Genomic DNA, 20,165 nt, shown 5'->3' with positions numbered 1-20,165 from the left:
CCCGCTTAGAACATTTCACTGATTGTTTTTGCTTGCATATGCAGAGCCAAGTAATCCGGCCCGCCTGCTTTTGAATCCGTTCCCGACATTTTGAAGCCGCCAAACGGATGGTAGCCGACGATAGCACCTGTACAGTTGCGGTTGAAGTATAGGTTTCCGACATGGAATTCCTGTTTCGCACGCTCGATGTGCTTGCGGTTGTTTGTGATAACCGCGCCTGTCAAACCATATTCAGTATTGTTTGCCACTTCTAAAGCTTCATCAAAGTCTGACACTTTACAAAATGCAACGACAGGTCCGAAAATTTCTTCCTGCATGAGTCTTGCTTTCGGATCAAGGTCAGCGAAGATCGTCGGTTTGATGAAGTATCCTTTCGAATCATCACCAGTACCGCCGCTTACTAAACGCCCTTCCTGTTTTCCGATCTCAATATAGCTCATAATTTTATCATAAGAACCTTGGTCAATGACAGGTCCCATATAAACATCTGCACTGTCAGGTTTAGCTGTTACTTTTGATTCCGTAATTTCAATGACACGCTCTAATACTTGATCATACACTTTTTCATGAACTACTGCACGTGAACCTGCAGAGCATTTTTGTCCCGCAAAGCCGAATGCTGAAGTAAAGATCGATTGAGCCGCTAATTCAATGTCCGCATCCTCATCAACAACAACCGTATCTTTACCGCCCATTTCAGCGATGACACGCTTTAAATGCTGCTGGCCCGGCTGAACCTTCGCCGCGCGTTCGAAAATTCTCGTACCAACTTCTCTTGATCCCGTAAATGTGATAAGGCTTGTTTTCGGATGGTCAACAAGATAGTCGCCTACTTCCGCTCCGCTTCCCGGAACAAAGTTGACTACGCCTTTTGGCAATCCGGACTCTTCAAGCACCTCAACAAATTTTGCTGCAATAACAGGTGTAGCACTCGCAGGTTTCAGAACCACTGTGTTTCCAGTAACGATCGGCGCCACTGTTGTGCCTGCCATGATCGCAAACAAGAAGTTCCAAGGCGGGATAACGACTGTCACTCCAGTCGGCGTGTATACATATTGGTTTTTCTCGCCTTCACGGCTGTTGACCGGTTTGCCTTTTGCCAGTTCGATCATTTGGCGTGCATAATACTCCATGAAGTCAATCGCTTCAGCCGTATCGGCATCCGCCTCGTTCCAAGGCTTTCCTGCTTCTTTCACAAGCAAAGCTGAGAATTCATGTTTTCTTCTGCGGACTTTGGCAGCAGCGCGGAACAGGACAGCCGCTCTCTCTTCAGGAGACGTGTATCTCCACTCTTCAAATGCTTTTGCAGCCGCTTGAATCGCTTGCTCAGCGTGCTCTTGAGACGCTTTTGACACTCGGCCGACGACTTCTTCTTTATCAGCTGGGTTGATTGAAACGATTTTCGCTTCCGTTTCCACTCTCTCGCCGTTAATGACAAGCGGATAGTCTTTTCCTAAATATTCGCTTACTGTCGCAAGCGCTTTTTTAAACGCTTCCACGTTGTTTTGATCTTGGAAATTTGTGAATGGCTCGTGTTTGTAAGGTGTTGTCATGATAATCTCTCCTTTTTTACTTCTTTGTCATTCCTTTGAAAGCAAATGCAATGTTTGACGGACGTTCTGCAAGGCGTCTCATAAAGTAGCCGTACCAATCCTCGCCGTATGGCAGGTAGACTCTCATGTTATAACCTTCTTTTACGAGGCTGAGCTGGGTTTGCGACCGCATGCCGTACAGCATCTGAAATTCAAACTTGTCATTGGCAATGCCATGTTCCTTGGCAAGCTGCTTTGTAAAGTCGATCATTTTGTCGTCATGTGTGGCAATCGCTGTATAGTGACCGTTTAAGAGCTGCTTTCGGATGATTTTTTTGTAATTTTCATCGACATCGCTTTTCTCCGGGAAAGCTACTTTTTCTGATTCTTTATAAGCTCCTTTTACAAGGCGAAGGAACGGGTTTAAAGAATCCAAATCGTCAATGTCTTTTTCCGTCCGGTACAGATAGGCTTGCAGCACTGTGCTCACATGCTCGTATTTCTTTCTGAAATCTTTGAAAATATCAAGCGTTTTCTGGCATCTGACTTCGTCCTCCATGTCAATGGTGACCATGATTTTATGTTTCTCGGCCGTCTGAAGGATTTTTGTCATATTTTCATACACCAAATCCATATCTATATCCAAACCTAAAGACGTCATTTTTAAAGAAACGTGTGAGTTCAGCTCCTGATCCGCGATGGTCGCAATGGTTTGAATGCACTCTTCCGTACGCTCCCGTGCGACCTCGGCGCTGTTCACAAACTCGCCTAAATGATCGACAGTAACTGACAAGCCTTGGCTGTTAAGCTGTCGAATGGTCGGGATTGAACTGTTAAAGTCATTCCCGCCGATAATTTTACCCGCTGCTACCCGACTTCCCCAGTTCCTCGCCATTTTATTGAGAAAGCCGCTTTTGGATAAAAATAAGAAAAAATCTCTTGTGATCACTTCCAACCTCAACACCCCGCAATCTAAGAAGTATTTGTATGAGTTTATTGTAAATGGACAAAACCAGCGTTCACAATATTCTCAAAATACAAAGATTCTGATTATTTTTGTGGGTTTGCCACAATCAGATAGTTAGAAAGTCGGGGGGGGATTCTGTCGAATAAAGGAGAAAAGGAAGCGACAAAAAACATCAGCTTCCTCCATCCTTCCACACTTCTTCAACCGTATTCAAAAGCAAACGGTTCAATTCAGATGTCATATCTTTTTTCTCTGCCTTCAGTTCTTTTGCCGCTTCCATGATTCTTTCGATTTCCGTTTCAATGAATTGGTGAATAACATCGATTCTTGCTTCGAGGTCAAGCTCTTCCCCTCTTCTTTTCCGTTCAAGCAAGGTTTCCATTTCAGCCTTCAGCTCGGGTTCAGCAACAAGTTCATTCATCAAAACAGTAAAGTCCATTGGCGGTATGGTTCCGTGCTTTTCAATCCATTGGCAGGCCAAAATAGGCCGAAGAACGTAGAAGTACTTTTTAATTTTGACCTCTTGTCCTTGTAGATAATCCTTGACGTTCCTTCTCGCCATATTGATATAGTGATACACGCTTGCTTCAGGCTTAAATGCCTCCGTGCGGAGTTTTCTTAACTGCTCTGCGGTCGTAAATGCTTCATAATACACAATGTCTGAGGACAGCCATTCGAGTAGCGGAGGGTTTGACTTTTTGAAAAGCCGAAGCGTTTTTCTCAGCTCCCAGCCGCTGATATCCAGCAAATCGTGAATCGGTTCCTCAATGACATCACGCTCCTGCTCAATTGAAAAGTACCACTCCTTTTTCGGAACATAAATAAAGCGGACGTCGTAATCACTATCCTGCGAGGGAAATCCCCATGCGCGGCTTCCTGACTCGACGGCATACACGATTTTGACTCCGTATGACTGCTCGATCCGTTTTAATTCATCAATGATTCTTTGTTTCATATCTATTCGTCTCCAGTCTGTTCTCATTCCGGCAGTTTGCAGAAAAAAACCGCCTGATGATATGCGGCGGCTTTTCACATTTATCAGCCTTTAAGATGCTGCTTAAAGAAAGCAAGTTTTTCAGTTTGAAAAGCAGGGATATACTCATGTCCGAAGTAGCGGTACACCTTCAGCTCTTTCTTTGTTTCCAAATGATTGTAGGCGGCAAACACGGTGGACGGCGGCGTGACCTTGTCAATCAGGCCGATTGACATCAGGACAGGCACCTTCACTCGGTCAGCGAGATTCATAATATCGAAATATGAAAGTGTCTTCATCGCCTGCACTTCTGTTTCCGGGCTGCCATTTCTTCTGAAGAAGGAATTGATTTCAAGGTACGGCTGTTCAAGCGCCACATCAATGGCCCGTTCGAAGTTGCTTAAATAAGGATAATCGGCAACCGCGGCTTTTGGAATGTCTGACAGCGCTGCTGCGGCAATGGTTAAACCTCCGCCTTGGCTTCCTCCTGTCACACCGATCCTTGTTTCGTCAACCTCGTCGAAGCTGCTGATGACCTCAAGCGCGCGGACGGCGTCCAAATAAACACCGCGGTAATAGTATGTATCTTTATCAAGAATTCCTTTCGTCATCCAGCCCAAAGCGTGACCGTGCGGTGAAATACTCGTATCCTCGCTGCTCTGCTGGCCGCGGACAAGCATGCCGAATGTGGCGTAGCCATGGAGTGCCCAGTTTACCATTTCATGAATCTCACCATCATAGCTTGCATTGTAGCCATGATATTTCACGATCGCCGGATGCGGGCCTTCCTTGTCAGGCACCGCGTACCATCCGGTAATGCGGGCGTTTCCGAAGCTTTTATATGTGAGACGGTACACTTTTACTCCGTCAGCAGGATAGTCAACCGGCTGTAAATCAGGTTCTGCTTGGACTTTTGCAAGTTCCTCCAAAGACAATTTCCAAAACTCAGAAAAATCTTTCGGTGCTGTTTTTTCAGGCTTATATGTTTGCAATTGGTCGAGCGGCAGATCGAATAGTTGCATTTCCGATTATTCCCCTTTGTTTTATAAGATTTAGTTTGTATTCCTATACTACCACGTTTCGTCTTTGTTTTCTAAATATTTTCATCTTTGTTTCCCAGACAGCCTTCATCAAACGTTTGTTTAAGACTTTCCCGGCTTAGTTCCATAAAGGCCTGGGCCGTCAGACTGACATAGCGGTTCTTTAAAAAGACAAAGACGAGGGTTCGTGATGGCGCGGATTGAATCGATAAATAGATCACACCCGGATCTTTATCCCTTCTGACCATATTCGGTGCCATTGTCACACCTAATCCGTTAGCCACAAGAGATTGGGCGGTTTCAATATGGCTCGTCTTAAAGGCAGCATTCGGCTTAAAGCCGCTTTCCGCACAGAGATCGAGAACTGTCCTGCGAAAGCCGAAGCCTTCTTTTAACAGAATAAAGGGCACGTTCCTTACCATGTCAATCGGCACACACGGCTGGCGTCCCTCATCTTCTTCCAGCGCTTTCTCAATCAGCGCGACCAATTCCGGCGGCATCCACCTTTGTTTTTCCTTCGGCACCGCGAGAACAACCGGTTCCGTGAGCAAGGGTGTAATGGAGAGCCGTTCATCCTCGATGGGCAAGGATAAAACAGAAAGGTCAACTTCTCCCTTTGCCGTCATCTTCTCTAATGAAACCGGATCTTTTTCAACAAGCTGAACCTCCACATGAGGATAGCGCGCCAAAAACTGCTTCAGCAGCGGAGGAAAGAGATATCTCCCTGTTACAGCAGGAATCCCGATGGATAATTTATGACCGATTCCCTGTGATCGCTCCTGCATTTCCCGAAGCAAATCATCTCTGGAACGAATGATGTCCTCGGCTTTTTCAATGAAACGCCTGCCGTGAGGTGTCAGTGTAACAGAGCCATGGGATCTGTGAAAAAGGGTAAGCCCCAGCTCAGCCTCAAGCTTTTTGATTTGCTGGCTGAGAGACGGCTGTGCGATATGAAGATGTTCCGCCGCCTTTGTAAAGCTTTGGCGCCGGGCAATTTCCGCTGCATATTCCATCACTTTAATATCCATTTCAGCCTCCATAGGTTGAACCTATCATTTTCATCATTTTTATATCTTGGACGAATCATAACAGAAATTGCTAACATAATCCATATCATCATTTACGAAAAGAAGGAGCTGGTTCAAATGACAAATGAAACACCGTTTTCTAAAAACGCCGAGATGTATCGGGATGAAAAGGTATTTGCCGAGGGGGAAGATTTGGGGTTGATGATCAAAACAGCGGAATGCCGGGCAGAGCATCGAGTGCTGGATATAGGAGCGGGCGCCGGCCATACGGCGCTGGCATTTTCTCCTTATGTACAGGAGTGCATCGGTGTTGATGCAACGAAAGAGATGGTTGAGGTTGCGTCCTCCTTCGCGCAAGAAAAAGGAGTTGAAAACGTACGCTTTCAGCAAGGAACGGCAGAGTCACTCCCCTTCCCCGACGATTCATTTGACATCATCACCTGCCGATACGCAGCCCACCATTTTTCAGATGTCCGCAAAGCTGTCAGAGAGGTTGCACGCGTACTAAAACAGGACGGACGTTTTCTCTTAGTTGATCATTACGCGCCTGAAGATCCCGTTCTTGATGAGTTTGTCAATCATTTGAACCGGCTTCGAGACCCTTCCCATGTTCGTGAAAGCTCATTATCAGAATGGCAGGCGATGTTCAGCGCCAATCAACTGGCCTATCAAGACATCCAAAAGTGGAACTTGCCGATTCAATACGATAGCTGGATCAAACGAGGCGGAACCCCCGCTGACCGAGAAAAACAAATCATTACCCACTTGAATCACGCATCAGACGAAGCACGCGACACGTTCTGTATTACATTGAACCAAAACGGACAGCCCATCTCCTTTTGTTTAAAAGCGATTTTGATACAAGGGATAAAACGATAAAAAAAGCCGTGCGCTGCGCACGGCTTTTTACATCGGCTGATAAAGATCCCAGCCAATTTTTAATGTCTCAACAATGTAATCGGCAACCTCTTCCGGGGAAAGGTTGTCTGTTGCCACTTTTGAATTGTGCTTGTCATAAATGACTTTTCTTTCGTTAAACAGCTGTTCCATTTCATCCATTGAACGGTTATGCAGTACAGGGCGGCTTTCGATCAATAAATCCGCGCGCTGCTTCCAGTTCTCCCATGACAGGTCCAGATGAAGCACGAGACAGTTTTCCAGACAGCAATTTCTGATTTCTTCTTGTTTAAAAGATCCCCCGCCCAGAGATACGATTTTGAATCGTTTATGATGGCAGATGTCTAAAATATATTCCTTCTCCGTTTTCCGGAAAAAGTCTTCTCCCTTTTTCTCAAATATCTCAGGAATTGACATATTGAAATCCTTTTCGATCTGCTGGTCAATATCAATAAAATCTCTATATAATTTTTTAGCGACCAATTGGCCGATTGTTGTTTTTCCTACACCCATGAATCCGATCAGGACGATATTTCTTTCTCTTACTGGGATGGCTCGTTTAGCGTTCATCTTCGGCGAAATCCTCCTAAGGAATGAAATTATATATTCATTATATGCTTATTTAGCGAATATTTATATAGATACCGGCTTTACCGGTCAAGCTTATAGTGCGCTTTGTTGTAGCCATTTTTGCCTGAATGACATTCATTGTACAACATTTCTGCAGGTATTTTAATACTTCGACGCAAAAAAGCGTTAAAACCTTCCGCCTTTATTGTTTTTCCAGCTGACTCTTCGATGGAAGGGTCTTTTTCTGTATGATAAATAGGAAGGGAGAAATGGCGATGATCATTTGGATAAACGGGGCATTCGGTTCGGGAAAAACACAAACAGCCTTCGAACTGCACAGAAGGCTGAACCCATCTTACGTGTATGATCCCGAGAAAATGGGTTTTGCGCTGCGCTCCATGGTGCCGCAGGAGATCGCAAAGGACGATTTTCAAAGCTATCCTTTATGGCGGGCGTTCAATTACAGTTTGCTAGCTTCTCTGACAGATACATACCGCGGCATCCTTATTGTGCCTATGACGATTGTACACCCTGAATACTTCAATGAGATCATCGGCAGGCTCAGACAGGAAGGCAGGATCGTTCACCACTTTACACTAATGGCTTCAAAGGAAACCTTGTTAAAAAGGCTGCGCACCAGAGCAGAAGGAAAAAACTCATGGGCCGCCAAACAAATTGACCGCTGTGTTGAAGGATTATCATCACCCATTTTTGAGGACCACATTCAAACAGACAACCTGTCGATTCAGGATGTGGCAGAGAACATTGCCGCGAGAGCCGAACTCCCATTAGATCCTGATACAAGAGGCAGCCTCCGAAGGTTCGCCGACAGATTAATGGTAAAGCTGAATCATATCCGCATCAAATAAAGCTTCTGTACACGACAAAAGCCCGCTCCGAGAGCGGGCTTTCTTCAACTTATTTCCACCAGTCATCAAACATAGACGCCGGAACCTGGCGTTTATGTTCAGTCATGCTGTAGCGTTTTTCCAGCGCTTCTGATACTTTCGCTGATACTTCTTTTCCTTCGAGATAATCGTCAATCTCGTCGTAGGAAATGCCAAGCTCTGTTTCATCCGACTGCTGCGGTTTTTCGTCGAGCAGATCGGCAGTCGGTTCTTTTAAGTATAAGCGTTCCGGTGCACCCAGCTCTTTCAGCAAGGTTCTTCCCTGGCGCTTCGTCAAGCCTGTCAGCGGCAGGAGGTCTGCTCCGCCGTCACCGTACTTCGTAAAGAAACCAGTCACTGCTTCAGCAGCATGGTCTGTTCCTAACACAAGAAGACCTTCCTGGCCGCCGATCGCGTATTGCGCGATCATTCTTGTTCTTGCTTTTACGTTTCCTTTATTAAAGTCCGTCAGCTGATCGCCTGTTTCCTGCTGATACTGATCAGAAAAAGCGCTGACTGTCGATTTAATATCAAACTTCCATGATTTATCCGGCTTAATAAACTTCAAAGCAAGCTGGGCATCGTCTTCATCCTGCTGTGTGCCATGCGGAAGACGGACCGCGATAAATTGAGCGTCTCCGCCCTCCTCGCGAATGCTCTCCACCGCAAGCTGAGCGAGTCTTCCCGCAAGTGTTGAATCCTGGCCCCCGCTGATTCCCAATACAAAGCCTTTAGCACCGGTTTTCTTTACATATTGTTTTAAAAAATTGACTCGGTCCTCAATTTCTTGCTTTGGATCAATTGAGGGCTTCACATGTAACTCACGCATAATCTTTTCCTGCATGCTCATCCCAATCATTCCTCCTGTACATTTTCCCTTATTACTGATCATTTCCCTAAATCAATGAAAATGAATCATGACTGTTATGTATCCCTATTAAATATAGCACAGGTCTTCATTCACTGTGAACAAGAGAGATCAGCTGACTTCAACCCGTATGGATGTCACACTGTCGCCATTGCATTTCCCTTTTTCAATCGGGCAGGAAGAAAACGCGACAATTAAATCCATCTCCGCCCTGAGCCTTACATAATCTCCGGCATTCGAAAGCGGCGTTTCCACAGACAGATTCCCTTTCTCATCAAGGACAGTATTCATAAAAATCGCAAATGGGTAATGCATGTGGGGCTTCGGTACGCCAAACTGCTCAAGCGCACGGTTCATATTGTCATAGCACGTATCCTGAAACTCATCCTTTTGCTTCCCATATAAGAGCCTGTTCATATCAGGACGGCAGGCGGGCAACAGCAGATCATGCTTGCCGACCGTATCTTCAATCAGGGTTAACATCGGCTTATACAGGTTGGAGTAGAGATGGTCGTTGACCTTCACATGAATGGAGTGATTGGCGTCTATCGTCGCTCCCTGATCAAGGTGTTCATAAAAATCCTTGGCATGGTATGCGACAAAATCAGCCACCTGCTGCCCTTCTACATCAACCACCTTTAAAATCTGCCCCTTTTTCAGCTTCAGCCCAAGCCCTTTTTTCGGCTCCACAATATATTGCTGTGTCATTGGTTTGCTCCTTTTTTCATTAGTATGAGCGTCTGCTTCCTTCTCCATGTAAAAAGAGGCAAAAATCCGATGTATATAAGCTTTGGACAGATCACAATCTAACCTTAGATAAAAGGGGTTGAATAAATAATGAGCCAAACAAAAAAAGACCAGCCAAAAGGGAATCTGGCTTGGTGGCAGCTGTCACTGATCGGAGTCGGCTGCACGATTGGAACAGGCTTCTTTCTCGGTTCCAGCATCGCAATTGTAAAAAGCGGTTTTTCCGTTCTCCTTTCATTTCTGATCGCAGGGATCGGTACGTATTTTGTCTTTGAACAGCTCGCCAAGCTATCGGCGAAGCAGCCGGAAAAGGGCTCGTTTTGTGCGTATGCCCGAAAAGCATTCGGCAAATGGGCAGGCTTCAGCAACGGCTGGGTGTACTGGACATCAGAAATGCTGATTACCGGAAGCCAGCTGACAGCCATTTCGCTCTTTACGAAGCATTGGTTTCCTCAAGTGCCGCTATGGGTGTTTGCCTCAATCTACGCAGTACTTGGGCTCCTTATTATTTTCACCGGCCTGTCCGTCTTTGAAAAAACAGAAAACGTGCTGGCAGTCATTAAAACAGCTGCTATTTTTATGTTTATTGTCATTGCCATCCTGGCTTTATGCGGTATCCTGTCCGGCGGAAATCATGGCATACATGTTCCAAATAAGACGAGTGAGTTTTTCCCATACGGCGCCATGGGGCTGTGGACAGGTTTAATCTACGCGTTTTACGCTTTTGGCGGAATTGAGGTCATGGGGCTGATGGCGGTTCACTTAAAAAAACCTGAGGAAGCGTCTAAATCAGGGAAACTGATGCTGGCGACGCTGGCGATTATTTATATCATTTCAATCGGGCTTGCTCTGCTTTTGGTTCCGTTACACACGTTTACTGAACAGGACAGTCCGTTCATTACGTCATTAAAAGGATATAACCTTGAGATCATCCTTGATATATTTAACGGGATTTTCATCATCGCAGGGTTCTCGACCCTTGTCGCTTCGCTATTTGCGGTTACGACATTGCTTTGTACAATGGCTGATGACGGCGACGCGCCGAAATGCTTTACTCTAAAGGAAGGCAAAAAAATATGCTGGCCGGCACTTGGGCTGACGTTTGCGGGGCTTGTCCTCTCCATTATTTTGTCGTTAGTGCTGCCTAAAAACATTTATGAGCATATGACAACAGCTGCGGGGCTTATGCTTTTATACACTTGGCTGTTTATCCTGTTCTCCAGCAAAAAGCTGACTGATCCCGAGGGCATGGGAAAAACGCAAATTTATTTAGCGATGGTTCTGATTGCTGCAGCTGTGTCCGGTACATTGTTTGAAAAATCAAGCCGGCCCGGTTTTTTCGTCAGCATAGGTTTTCTCGTGATTATCGCCATCGTTACCATGATCTATCAAAAAAAGCAGGGTCATAAAGATCGCCCTGCCAGTCCTTGATTTATTTCATTTTGTTGAACATGTTCTTTAAATAAGAAAACGGGCACTTCGATACCTGTTTTTCGTCATCACGGAGGAAATACTGCTTCCATTCACGATTATCTTTTCCTCCGTACCAGCCTAATTGCGGGTGAATCGGAGCCTGATCATAGGCCTCTAAACGAGATCGGATCAGCCTGCTCATGTTACGGCCAAATGCAGTTGATCCATTTAGGTCATCAAACACCCACCTTGGCTGAAACGTGACCATAAAAAAAGGAAAGCTCCGGCTTCTTCTTGCCTCGTGCCCCGGTGTAGCGCACAGAATGAAATACGGCTCGCCGTCAAAACAAAACTCCCATTTATAATGCTCAGGATCGGCCGGAATGTCTTCCGGCCATTCTTTTTCGTCTTGATGACTCAGTCTATTTAAAAAGCGCCAAAACAGCTCTTCATACGCTTCAATCGAATAATGCTCCGCCAAATCTTCCGGTGTATCAAACAACACAACGAGGGATGCGTATTTTCCCGTGTCCCGCGATATCTTGCCGTACTCCGCAAGCAACGGAGCCAGTTCCTCCGCTGTGCGGTTTTCCCGCGGATCTCCGGCAAAAGCAATCCGAAGCTGATCAGTCAGAAACGCCTGGCGTCCGGGAATGCACGGAAATGTATCCGCGTCGTCCCCCAGAGTTTCTGCCAGCAGCTCAAAAGCGATTCTTTGCCATTCAGGAAGCTCTTCCTGAATACGTTCCAGAAAACTTTTGGTGTAAATCCCATTCACCATTGATCCACCTCCAGTATCATCTGGATACTATATTAAAACTGGAAGCGGCAGGTGACTGTCCTTCATGAATCAGCCCAATAACTGTTTGATGCCCTGATAACCAAAGTAAAAGCCAAACACAAGGAGGGATACACCGGCGATTCCGGTCAATCCTCTCAATAGCTTTTCATGAAGCAGGTTTCTGAACGTACTGGCTGTGATAGCCATGCAGAAATCCCAGATTAAAATGCCGATCATGATGCCGGAGCTATAGATTAGAAGCTGATTCATATTGTAGGCCTCTGCTGTTTTCGCAAGAATGCTTCCGTAAATTCCAAGCCAAAAAAGGATGCTCAATGGGTTTGACAATGAAATGAGAAAACCCGATGCGAATGTTTTCCTGTATGACGGTTTCCCCCGCGAGCTTCGCACATCCATCGGTTCTCTGACGTTTTTCAGCGTTTCAATTCCGGTATAGGTCAGGACAAAAAAGCCGAACAGCCACAAAAACGTTTTCACAAATGGAGCGGTCAAGAACTGCGACAGCCCGAAATAGATAAAAAGCATGTACAGCCCATCCGCTGTCATGGCGCCTAAACCGAAAATCCATGCATGCCAAAAACCGTTTTTAATTCCTTTGTCTATTTGCGCCGCATTCACTGGCCCCACAGGCGCAGACAAGGACAGTCCCAGCACAATATAGCTCAAAAAAATGTTCACCGGCCCGTACTCCCTTCTCTTATGTAACTTGTACAATTTATTCGGGAACGGGCCAAGCTATGCACAAATTCACTTACTGTTTCAGACGTTCAAGCTCTTCCTCCATAATATCGGCAGCTTTGCCTACAAAACTGAAAATGAGTTCCAGCTCCTCTTCCGTATATTCGCGGCACAAATCCATCGTTGACTCAGACAGAGGACGGAACAAATCCTTTATATGTTTTTTCGAAGCAGTCAAAGGGACGATTACGACTCTCCTGCGATCGTTCGGGTCCTTTTCACGAGCCACATACCCCGCTTTTTCCAGCCGGTCAACAAGCGCCGTGACGGAACCCGTGCTGAGGCCGGTTTTTTTCCCCAGCTCTCCGGCCGTCATCGGCCCTGCTTCATTTAAAATGTCAGCTGATTTCAAATCGGTGGGAAACAGACCGAGAGCTTGAGCGGCTGCCTGATGAAACAGAACCGTTCTTGTGCCCAGTTTTCGAAAAAGCTGAACAGCAGTCTTTTCCAACTCACTTCTGGAATTTCTTGTTGACAACTGACAGTCCTCCCTATAAAATCGAGTTTATCTTGATAATCGAGATATTCAACAATCAAACTATTATCATGATATCAGAACTTACATAGAAAAGTAAGAGGAGGTAGAACAAATGGACACAACAACAGCAAAACAGGCTTCCACCAAATTTGTGGTCCTCGGTCTCCTGCTGGGCATCTTGATGTCTGCAATGGACAATACGATTGTTGCCACCGCGATGGGCAATATCGTAGCCGATCTTGGAAGCTTCGATAAATTTGCCTGGGTGACGGCATCCTATATGGTGGCGGTTATGGCTGGCATGCCGATTTACGGCAAGCTTTCCGATATGTACGGCCGAAAACGTTTTTTCCTGTTTGGACTTATTTTTTTCTTAATCGGTTCTGCTTTATGCGGGATTGCCCAGACGATGAATCAGCTGATCATCTTCCGGGCCATTCAAGGGATCGGAGGCGGCGCGCTCCTGCCGATTGCCTTTACCATTATCTTTGATTTGTTTCCGCCGGAAAAACGCGGAAAAATGTCCGGCATGTTCGGTGCTGTATTTGGATTATCCAGTGTTCTTGGTCCGCTCTTAGGCGCGATCATTACAGATTCGATCAGCTGGCACTGGGTGTTTTACATCAATGTGCCGATCGGCGCATTGTCATTGTTTTTCATTATTCGCTACTACAAAGAATCTCTGGAGCACAGAAAGCAGAAAATAGACTGGGGCGGCGCGATTACCTTAGTCGTATCCATTGTATGCCTGATGTTCGCCCTTGAGCTTGGCGGCAAAACATACGATTGGAACTCCATTCAGATCATCGGGCTGTTTATTGTATTCGCCGTTTTCTTCATTGCCTTTTTTATTGTGGAGAGAAAAGCAGAAGAGCCGATTATTTCTTTCTGGATGTTTAAGAACCGCTTGTTTGCCACAGCACAGATTCTCGCTTTCCTGTATGGCGGAACATTTATTATTTTAGCGGTATTTATTCCGATTTTCGTTCAGGCGGTCTACGGCAGCTCGGCGACAAGCGCGGGCTTCATTCTGACGCCGATGATGATTGGATCAGTCATCGGAAGCATGATCGGCGGGATCTTCCAAACGAAGGCAAGCTTCCGCAATTTGATGCTGATATCTGTTATAGCTTTCTTTATCGGCATGCTGCTTCTTTCCAATATGACGCCTGACACAGCACGGGTATGGCTGACAGTCTTTATGATGATTTCAGGCTTTGGTGTAGGCTTTAACTTCTCCCTGCTGCCGGCGGCATCGATGAATGATCTTGAACCTCGCTTTCGGGGAACGGCAAACTCTACAAATTCATTTTTGCGATCATTTGGCATGACCTTAGGTGTCACCATTTTCGGAACGGTGCAAACAAACGTATTCACAAACAAGCTGAATGACGCCTTCAGCGGTATGAAAGGCTCAGCGGGATCAGGCGCTGCGCAAAATATTGGCGACCCGCAGGAGATATTCCAAGCGGGAACACGTTCCCAGATTCCTGATGCGATCCTGAATCGCATTATTGACGCGATGTCATCAAGTATCACGTATGTCTTTTTGCTCGCTTTGATTCCAATTGTCCTCGCGGCGGTTACCATTTTATTTATGGGAAAAGCCAGAGTGAAAACAACAGCCGAAATGACAAAGAAAGCAAATTAACATAAAAAAAGCAGTACATGCTGGGCATGTACTGCTTTTTTCTATTACACTCCTAATCTTGCAAGAATAAACGTCCATATACAAATGATCAATAACAGAATCAGGCTGTACGCCACTGTCCTTTTAAACAGTTTAGATTCCTTGCCTGTTTGGCCGACCGCTGCGGCAGCGATGGCGATAGATTGAGGAGAAACAAGTTTCGCCATGACACCGCCCGCCGTATTTGCGGCTAACAGCAAATCTGAACCCGCACCGATCTGCGCTCCCGTGACAACCTGCAAATGGCCGAACAAAGCATTATTGCTGACAACAGAACCGGTGATGAACACGCCAATCCAGCCGAGAACAGGACTGACAAACGGGAACAGGTCTCCTGTTTTCGCCAATGCTAACCCAATTGAAGAGCTGAGCCCTGCGAAGTTGGCCAGATTGGCAAACCCCATCACGAAGCAGATCGTCATAATCGGCACCCACAGCTCTTTTCCCGTCTCCTTCAAGGAAGCAAAGGCATCCCGAGAGGAGAACTTTTTGCTGAACAGCCCTGTCACGATGACCGCCGCTAAAATCGCTGTACCAGTCGCTGACAGCAGATCAACTTTAAAGACTGCATCTAACGGCATGGCAGATGGCGCAATCGGCGGCATTTTCATAATTTGCTGATGCAGAAAAGGCATTTTGAACAGGAGCGTTGATTGATATAACAGCCCGCCTTCTTGGAAAAGCGCTTTGAAGGCAGGAAGGCTCCAGATGGTGATCGCCGCAGTTAAAATGTAGAAAGGAGACCACGCTTTCGCAATGTCAGCGGCACGGTATGCCTTTTTCTCACCAGCATCGCCGGCCCCTTCCTCGCGGTAAATCTCTTTCGGCTGCCATTTGCGGAGGAAGAGGGCAAGCCCGCCCATGCTGAATAAGGCCGCCAAAATGTTTGCTAATTCCGGCCCGAGCACCGCCATTGTCAGTGTCTGAACCGCTGTATACCCACCGCTCACAACCAGAAGAGCGGGCCATGTCTGTTTGATTCCTTTCATTCGGTCTAATAAGAATACAAGCAGGAATGGTATTAAAAATGAGATCATCGGCAGTGTCCACATTAATGTCCGAGACAGCTCAAGAGCAGACAAATCACCAATCTGCGCCCCTGTGATGACAGGAATCCCAATCGCCCCAAAGGCTCCGGAGGCAGCGTTTGCAATCAAGCAGAGCGCCGCCGCTTTTAACGGTTTAAAACCAAGTTCGACGAGCAGCGCCGCACTAATCGCAATCGGAACACCAAAACCGGCCGCGCCTTCTAAAAACGCGTTAAAACAAAAACCAATTAATAATAGCTGTAATCGTTGGTCAGGCGAAATGCCGGCAATGCTGGACCGAATAATGGTAAATTTCCCGGTTTTCACGGCGATTTTATACAGCCACACCGCCATCAGGACGATGTAGCCAATGGGCCACAGCCCGCTCCCGATTCCTAACAAAACAGAAGAAATCGCTTTTTCAACCGGCATATGAAATGCCCAAACGGAGACGAAGAAACTGACGGCTAGGGTAAGAAATGCCGCAAGAATGCCTTTCATTTTCAAAACAGTTAAAGCCAAAAGAAAAAAGAGAATCGGAGTGAGCGCCACAAGTGCGCTCACATACTCGTTTCCAAACGGATCATACAACTGCTCCCACATTGACAATCAGCCCTTTACTCTAAAGTTGCGGTTAGTTGACTTTTTGTTCTGCAAAATGAGGTTTTAAAATGTTTTTAAGGACGCCGGCGCTGTGAAGGAACTGTTCTTTTTCTTTCTCATTTAAGTTCAGCTCAGTGATACCTGCGATCCCTCCGCGATTCACGACAGCCGGCACACCGATGTACACGTCATCTGCACCGTATTGCCCGTCCAAATATGTGCTGACAGTTAATATGCTGTTTTCATTATGAAGAATGGCTTTTGTAATGCGAGCAAGACTCATCGCAACCCCATAATAAGTCGCGCCTTTTTTCTCAATGATATGGTAAGCTGCGTTTTTCACATCATCTACAATTTGGTCCAGCTCCTCTTGTTTGTACGCATCGTTTTTCTCAACGAGTTCACTGACCGGCACACCGCCGACATTCGCGTGGCTCCAAACAGGAAGCTCTGTGTCGCCGTGCTCTCCGATAATATGCGCGTGTACGTTTTGAGGCGCTGCGCCAAAGTATTCGCTCAGCATGAAACGGAATCTCGCAGAATCAAGTGTTGTGCCGCTTCCAATCACCCGCTCTTTTGGCAGGCCGCTGAATTTCCATGTTGCGTAAGTCAGGATATCAACCGGATTTGTCGCGACTAAGAAAATGCCGTCAAATCCGCTCGCCATGACTTCACTAACGATGCCTTTGAAAATCTTCAAGTTCTTTTCTACTAATTCAAGGCGTGTCTCACCAGGTTTTTGGTTTGCTCCGGCGCAAATGCAGACAATATCAGCATCCTTGCAGTCTTCATATGTTCCGTAAGATGTTTTGACCGGTTGTGGCGCAAACGCCTTTCCGTGGTTTAAATCCATCACATCGCCCATTGCTTTTTCTTTATTTACATCAATGACCACAAGCTCATCTGTGATTCCTTGGTTAATTAACGCAAATGCATAACTGCTTCCAACAAAACCCGCTCCGATTAAAGCTACTTTATTTACATGTTTGTTCATCATTAATCATCCTTCCAGGGTATGTTTCTCTTTGATGTCTTTTTGTTTGTGAAGTATTTCACATTTATATTGTGCAACACTTCACAAACTTTTGCAAGAGAAAAGTTTTGTCTGATTTATGAACAAAAAAGAAACCATCATTGATGGTTTCTTTCGGTAAGTCCCGTCTAGCCTTGCCCTCAATGGGGAAGAGAACCGCTTAAGCCCGAGTCATTATATAAACCATTTAGCACGTAATCAAAGCCAGGCTGATTCTGACCGGGCACTTGGGCGCTGCCATTATTAAAAATCACTTTTGCGTTGGTTGTATCCGTGTCCGCAGGCAGCGTCAGCGTGTAAATTCCGTCTGCATTTTTAGTCATTGGTTTTCCAGGCCAAGATCCGGTCAATTCAATTACTCGGCTCCCATCATGTTTATAGATATAAGCATTTACCTGGCTCCAATGATTCGGATTTTGATAGCCGATGGTTTTGGCCGACGCTGGATCTCTTTTAACAAAACTGTATTTCTCGGTCCTCGTTACACCATCACTGTTCGTTCCTTTTAACATGATGGTGTATGTTTTGCCAAATGGATCTCCTTTTCCGATTGTGAATTGATCTCCATCCTTAAACGCCGTCTCTGGTCCATTATTGATTTGATAAACGGCTTTTGTTGTATTCGCATCTGCACGCAAGGTAATCGTCAGTTGATCATTGAAAGAATGTGTTACACCTGTTTTGTAATTCTCAAGGAAAACATGAGGCGCTTTTGCAATATCATCAGGATAAAGCACAGCTACAGACCTGGCATTGATCGTGCCTGTCAGTTTACCATCGTTCACTTGAAATGAACCCGCTCCAGCTTTATTGTCATACCTGCCATCAGGCAATTTTGTTGCCGTATTGATAGAGACAGAGGATGAACCTGCATTTGCCAGCACAACGCCATGTGAGCCGCGCTGATTCATAAATATCTGGTTGTTTCCATTCGGGTTCGAGAGTTCCTCAGGCTGTCCAGCCATCACATTGTGAAATCTATTGACCGCAGTGATAGCCTGATCTTCAAATAAAGCACTCCCGCGATCGCCTATTTGGCTTTTCCCCGGGAACCTCACACCATTTCCGCCTCCCTCAGGTCTGGAAAAGAAAAGAGGCGTACTGCCTGAACGAGAAGCTATCACCGCCCAGCCTAAACGGATATCATCATCGCTCATCCATGTCGACTCTTCATCATCATTGGCATACGTATCATGCGACTCTACCCATGTCACTAGCTTGTCCGCAGACACATCAGATGCATAGTGGGAGATATTCGACACGCCCAGATTACGATTCTTTAAAGCGGACCTTATGGAATGCCCATAGTTAGACGCTGTCACATCCATATAATTCGCATATGCAGCATCTCTGGAGGCACTATCCTGCAGGATTTCTCCGTATTGGAACTCTGCAGATGTATTTGTGATATTCGGCCAAAATTGACTGCCGTAACTGCCATCATCTGGAAGCTCTATATGTTTGGCGGCATCAAATCGAAAACCGTCTGCCCCGTCATTCAATGCCCTGTCTAAGAACCGTTTCAGATAGGACTGTACTTGTGTATTTTGTGTATTCCAGTCATACAGCCCGAGCAATGAATTCTGCGTGACATCCCATCGATCAGACCAGTTTTTAATTTGTGTGTTTCCATGTGTCCAGTTTGGAATACTCTTAACCTCATTGGAAATCGCGGCATAATCACTGGTGGTATGATTGATGACCGCGTCAACAATGACCTTTATGCCATATTCTTCAGCGGCTGCACACATTTCTTTAAATTCTTGTTCAGTACCTAAGTAACGGTTGCCAATTTGATACGATGTCGGCTGATACAGCCAGTACCAGTTCGACATGCTTTTATCTCCTTGATTCCCTTCCTTTACTTGGTTAATCGGAGATGTCTGAATGGCTGTATATCCTGCATCATGAATATCCTTCATATTGTGTTTTAACGTATTGAACGACCAATTCCATGCATGAAGAATGGTTCCGCTTTTGATCGACGGTGCTGTAAGCTCATTCGATTTGTTCGCCGTTTCAGCACTCGCAGCCGCCGGTCCTGCCAGAACCAAATGAAACAGCAATAAAAATCCAGCGAATAACGGCAGTAAAGAGGTTTTGAATCGTTTTGCAAACATTCTTGACACTCCTTATTTGATTTTTTGAAGACTTACTTCGGAGTCAAAAATCCCTCTTACTTCATTCTTCCGCTTCCTCCTTTCAAACCGATGTGAAGACTGGAGAATTTTGTTAACGCTTACATTTAAAATTATCACAATCACTCTATCAAAACAACTTGGCAGAGTGAATACAAATCAATGTTCCTATAAAAAAAGCTGCCCGAAACTGTGAACGCTTCCCTCGCTTTCCAAACAAAAAAGATGATTTCTTTTTTATTTCTTCTTTTACCGCTCTTCTGTAAGCCAGCTTCACAATCACATACCGAAGCAGAAACAGAACGCCGCCGCAGACGATAAAAAGAAGAATCATTTTCAGCCAAGCGAAGAATGTATGGGGAATCCCCCTGTCGTACATCGTAAGCACCACTACCGCAAAGGCGACCGCAATTGATTCTATTCGCTGCTGCTTCACCCGTTTTTGCAGTTCTTCTTTGGTGTCTATTCTCGGCATGAGCATTCCGGATGCCGCAGCCCTGATGCAGTAATATAAGATAATGATGAACAAAAACACAAGGCTTGCAGCCCATTCTTTAAACGGAAATTCAAACATAATGCCGCGGATGATCACATCAAGCAGCGCAAATGCTCCCGCTATCATCCCAATCTCCGACCAGATTTTTTGTTCTTTTTCTTTTACTCTCTTATTTTTCCCATTCACGCCTGAAAGTCTATTACGCAGATTATTCATGACCTTCCTCCCGCACTTTTA

At 45.7% G+C, this 20,165-nt stretch carries 19 protein-coding genes; 4 read left to right on the top strand and 15 right to left on the bottom strand.

All coding sequences use genetic code 11. The features are described 5' to 3' along the window. Positions 1-5: 5 nt before the first annotated feature. From putC to ycgK, 5 genes are all read right to left on the bottom strand, one after another. Positions 6-1,553: a 1-pyrroline-5-carboxylate dehydrogenase gene (gene putC / locus BSU_03210; RefSeq protein ID NP_388203.2), complete on the bottom strand. Its 1,548-nt coding sequence runs from the start codon at positions 1,551-1,553 to the stop codon at positions 6-8. Positions 1,554-1,569: 16 nt separating this feature from the next. Further along, positions 1,570-2,481: a proline oxidase gene (gene putB / locus BSU_03200; protein ID NP_388202.1), complete on the bottom strand. Its 912-nt coding sequence runs from the start codon at positions 2,479-2,481 to the stop codon at positions 1,570-1,572. Between the two features lie 190 nt (positions 2,482-2,671). Then, positions 2,672-3,454: a hypothetical protein gene (ycgL, locus tag BSU_03190; RefSeq protein ID NP_388201.1), complete on the bottom strand. Its 783-nt coding sequence runs from the start codon at positions 3,452-3,454 to the stop codon at positions 2,672-2,674. A gap of 83 nt (positions 3,455-3,537) precedes the next feature. Then, complete coding sequence (gene cah, locus BSU_03180) at positions 3,538-4,494, bottom strand: promiscuous acetyl xylan esterase-cephalosporin C deacetylase (RefSeq protein NP_388200.1); 957 nt, start codon at positions 4,492-4,494, stop codon at positions 3,538-3,540. 71 nt (positions 4,495-4,565) lie between these two features. After that, positions 4,566-5,540, bottom strand: a complete 975-nt coding sequence (gene ycgK, locus BSU_03170; protein NP_388199.2) for a putative transcriptional regulator (LysR family) — start codon at positions 5,538-5,540, stop codon at positions 4,566-4,568. A 117-nt stretch (positions 5,541-5,657) separates the two neighbouring features. On the opposite strand from ycgK, the gene ycgJ reads away from it, so the two are divergent. Then, positions 5,658-6,419: a xenotiotic metabolite methyltransferase gene (gene ycgJ, locus BSU_03160; RefSeq protein NP_388198.2), complete on the top strand. Its 762-nt coding sequence runs from the start codon at positions 5,658-5,660 to the stop codon at positions 6,417-6,419. Positions 6,420-6,446: 27 nt separating this feature from the next. On the opposite strand, the gene aroK is transcribed toward ycgJ, so the two are convergent. Further along, positions 6,447-7,007, bottom strand: a complete 561-nt coding sequence (aroK, locus tag BSU_03150; protein ID NP_388197.2) for a shikimate kinase — start codon at positions 7,005-7,007, stop codon at positions 6,447-6,449. 275 nt (positions 7,008-7,282) lie between these two features. On the opposite strand from aroK, the gene tmrB reads away from it, so the two are divergent. Continuing rightward, the gene (tmrB, locus tag BSU_03140; RefSeq protein ID NP_388196.2) at positions 7,283-7,876 is read left to right on the top strand and encodes an ATP-binding tunicamycin resistance protein; all 594 of its coding nucleotides are present in this window, start codon (positions 7,283-7,285) and stop codon (positions 7,874-7,876) included. A 49-nt stretch (positions 7,877-7,925) separates the two neighbouring features. On the opposite strand, the gene nadE is transcribed toward tmrB, so the two are convergent. Together nadE and ycgI are read right to left on the bottom strand one after the other, a co-directional pair. Further along, positions 7,926-8,744: an ammonium-dependent NAD+ synthetase gene (gene nadE / locus BSU_03130; RefSeq protein NP_388195.1), complete on the bottom strand. Its 819-nt coding sequence runs from the start codon at positions 8,742-8,744 to the stop codon at positions 7,926-7,928. 129 nt (positions 8,745-8,873) lie between these two features. Continuing rightward, complete coding sequence (ycgI, locus tag BSU_03120) at positions 8,874-9,470, bottom strand: xenotiotic metabolite methyltransferase (RefSeq protein NP_388194.3); 597 nt, start codon at positions 9,468-9,470, stop codon at positions 8,874-8,876. Positions 9,471-9,599: 129 nt separating this feature from the next. Here ycgI and ycgH point away from each other — a divergent pair, with 129 nt between their 5' ends. Beyond that, positions 9,600-10,940: a putative amino acid transporter gene (gene ycgH / locus BSU_03110; protein NP_388193.2), complete on the top strand. Its 1,341-nt coding sequence runs from the start codon at positions 9,600-9,602 to the stop codon at positions 10,938-10,940. Position 10,941: 1 nt separating this feature from the next. On the opposite strand, the gene ycgG is transcribed toward ycgH, so the two are convergent. From ycgG to ycgE, 3 genes are all read right to left on the bottom strand, one after another. Continuing rightward, entirely contained in the window at positions 10,942-11,703 is a 762-nt protein-coding gene (gene ycgG, locus BSU_03100; protein NP_388192.2) for a conserved protein of unknown function (similar to phage protein), read from the bottom strand. Positions 11,704-11,772: 69 nt separating this feature from the next. Next, positions 11,773-12,402 (bottom strand): putative aminoacid export permease, encoded by a 630-nt coding sequence (gene ycgF, locus BSU_03090; RefSeq protein ID NP_388191.1) that lies wholly within the window; start codon positions 12,400-12,402, stop codon positions 11,773-11,775. A gap of 73 nt (positions 12,403-12,475) precedes the next feature. After that, positions 12,476-12,940: a putative transcriptional regulator gene (gene ycgE / locus BSU_03080; RefSeq protein ID NP_388190.2), complete on the bottom strand. Its 465-nt coding sequence runs from the start codon at positions 12,938-12,940 to the stop codon at positions 12,476-12,478. Positions 12,941-13,052: 112 nt separating this feature from the next. Here ycgE and mdr point away from each other — a divergent pair, with 112 nt between their 5' ends. Continuing rightward, complete coding sequence (mdr, locus tag BSU_03070) at positions 13,053-14,591, top strand: multidrug-efflux transporter (protein ID NP_388189.2); 1,539 nt, start codon at positions 13,053-13,055, stop codon at positions 14,589-14,591. Between the two features lie 44 nt (positions 14,592-14,635). On the opposite strand, the gene lctP is transcribed toward mdr, so the two are convergent. The 4 genes from lctP to ycgB form a co-directional block, all read right to left on the bottom strand. Further along, positions 14,636-16,261, bottom strand: a complete 1,626-nt coding sequence (gene lctP, locus BSU_03060) for an L-lactate permease (protein ID NP_388188.2) — start codon at positions 16,259-16,261, stop codon at positions 14,636-14,638. Between the two features lie 31 nt (positions 16,262-16,292). After that, positions 16,293-17,258, bottom strand: coding sequence for an L-lactate dehydrogenase (gene lctE, locus BSU_03050; RefSeq protein ID NP_388187.2), 966 nt, complete (start codon positions 17,256-17,258; stop codon positions 16,293-16,295). Positions 17,259-17,434: 176 nt separating this feature from the next. Continuing rightward, positions 17,435-19,414, bottom strand: coding sequence for an alpha-amylase (amyE, locus tag BSU_03040; RefSeq protein ID NP_388186.2), 1,980 nt, complete (start codon positions 19,412-19,414; stop codon positions 17,435-17,437). Between the two features lie 148 nt (positions 19,415-19,562). Next, entirely contained in the window at positions 19,563-20,144 is a 582-nt protein-coding gene (gene ycgB, locus BSU_03030) for a putative integral inner membrane protein of unknown function (RefSeq protein NP_388185.2), read from the bottom strand. Between the last annotated feature and the right edge of the window lie 21 nt (positions 20,145-20,165).

The organism is Bacillus subtilis subsp. subtilis str. 168 (assembly GCF_000009045.1).
Classification (GTDB): domain Bacteria; phylum Bacillota; class Bacilli; order Bacillales; family Bacillaceae; genus Bacillus; species Bacillus subtilis.
This window is presented reverse-complemented; position numbering and strand designations above follow the sequence as displayed.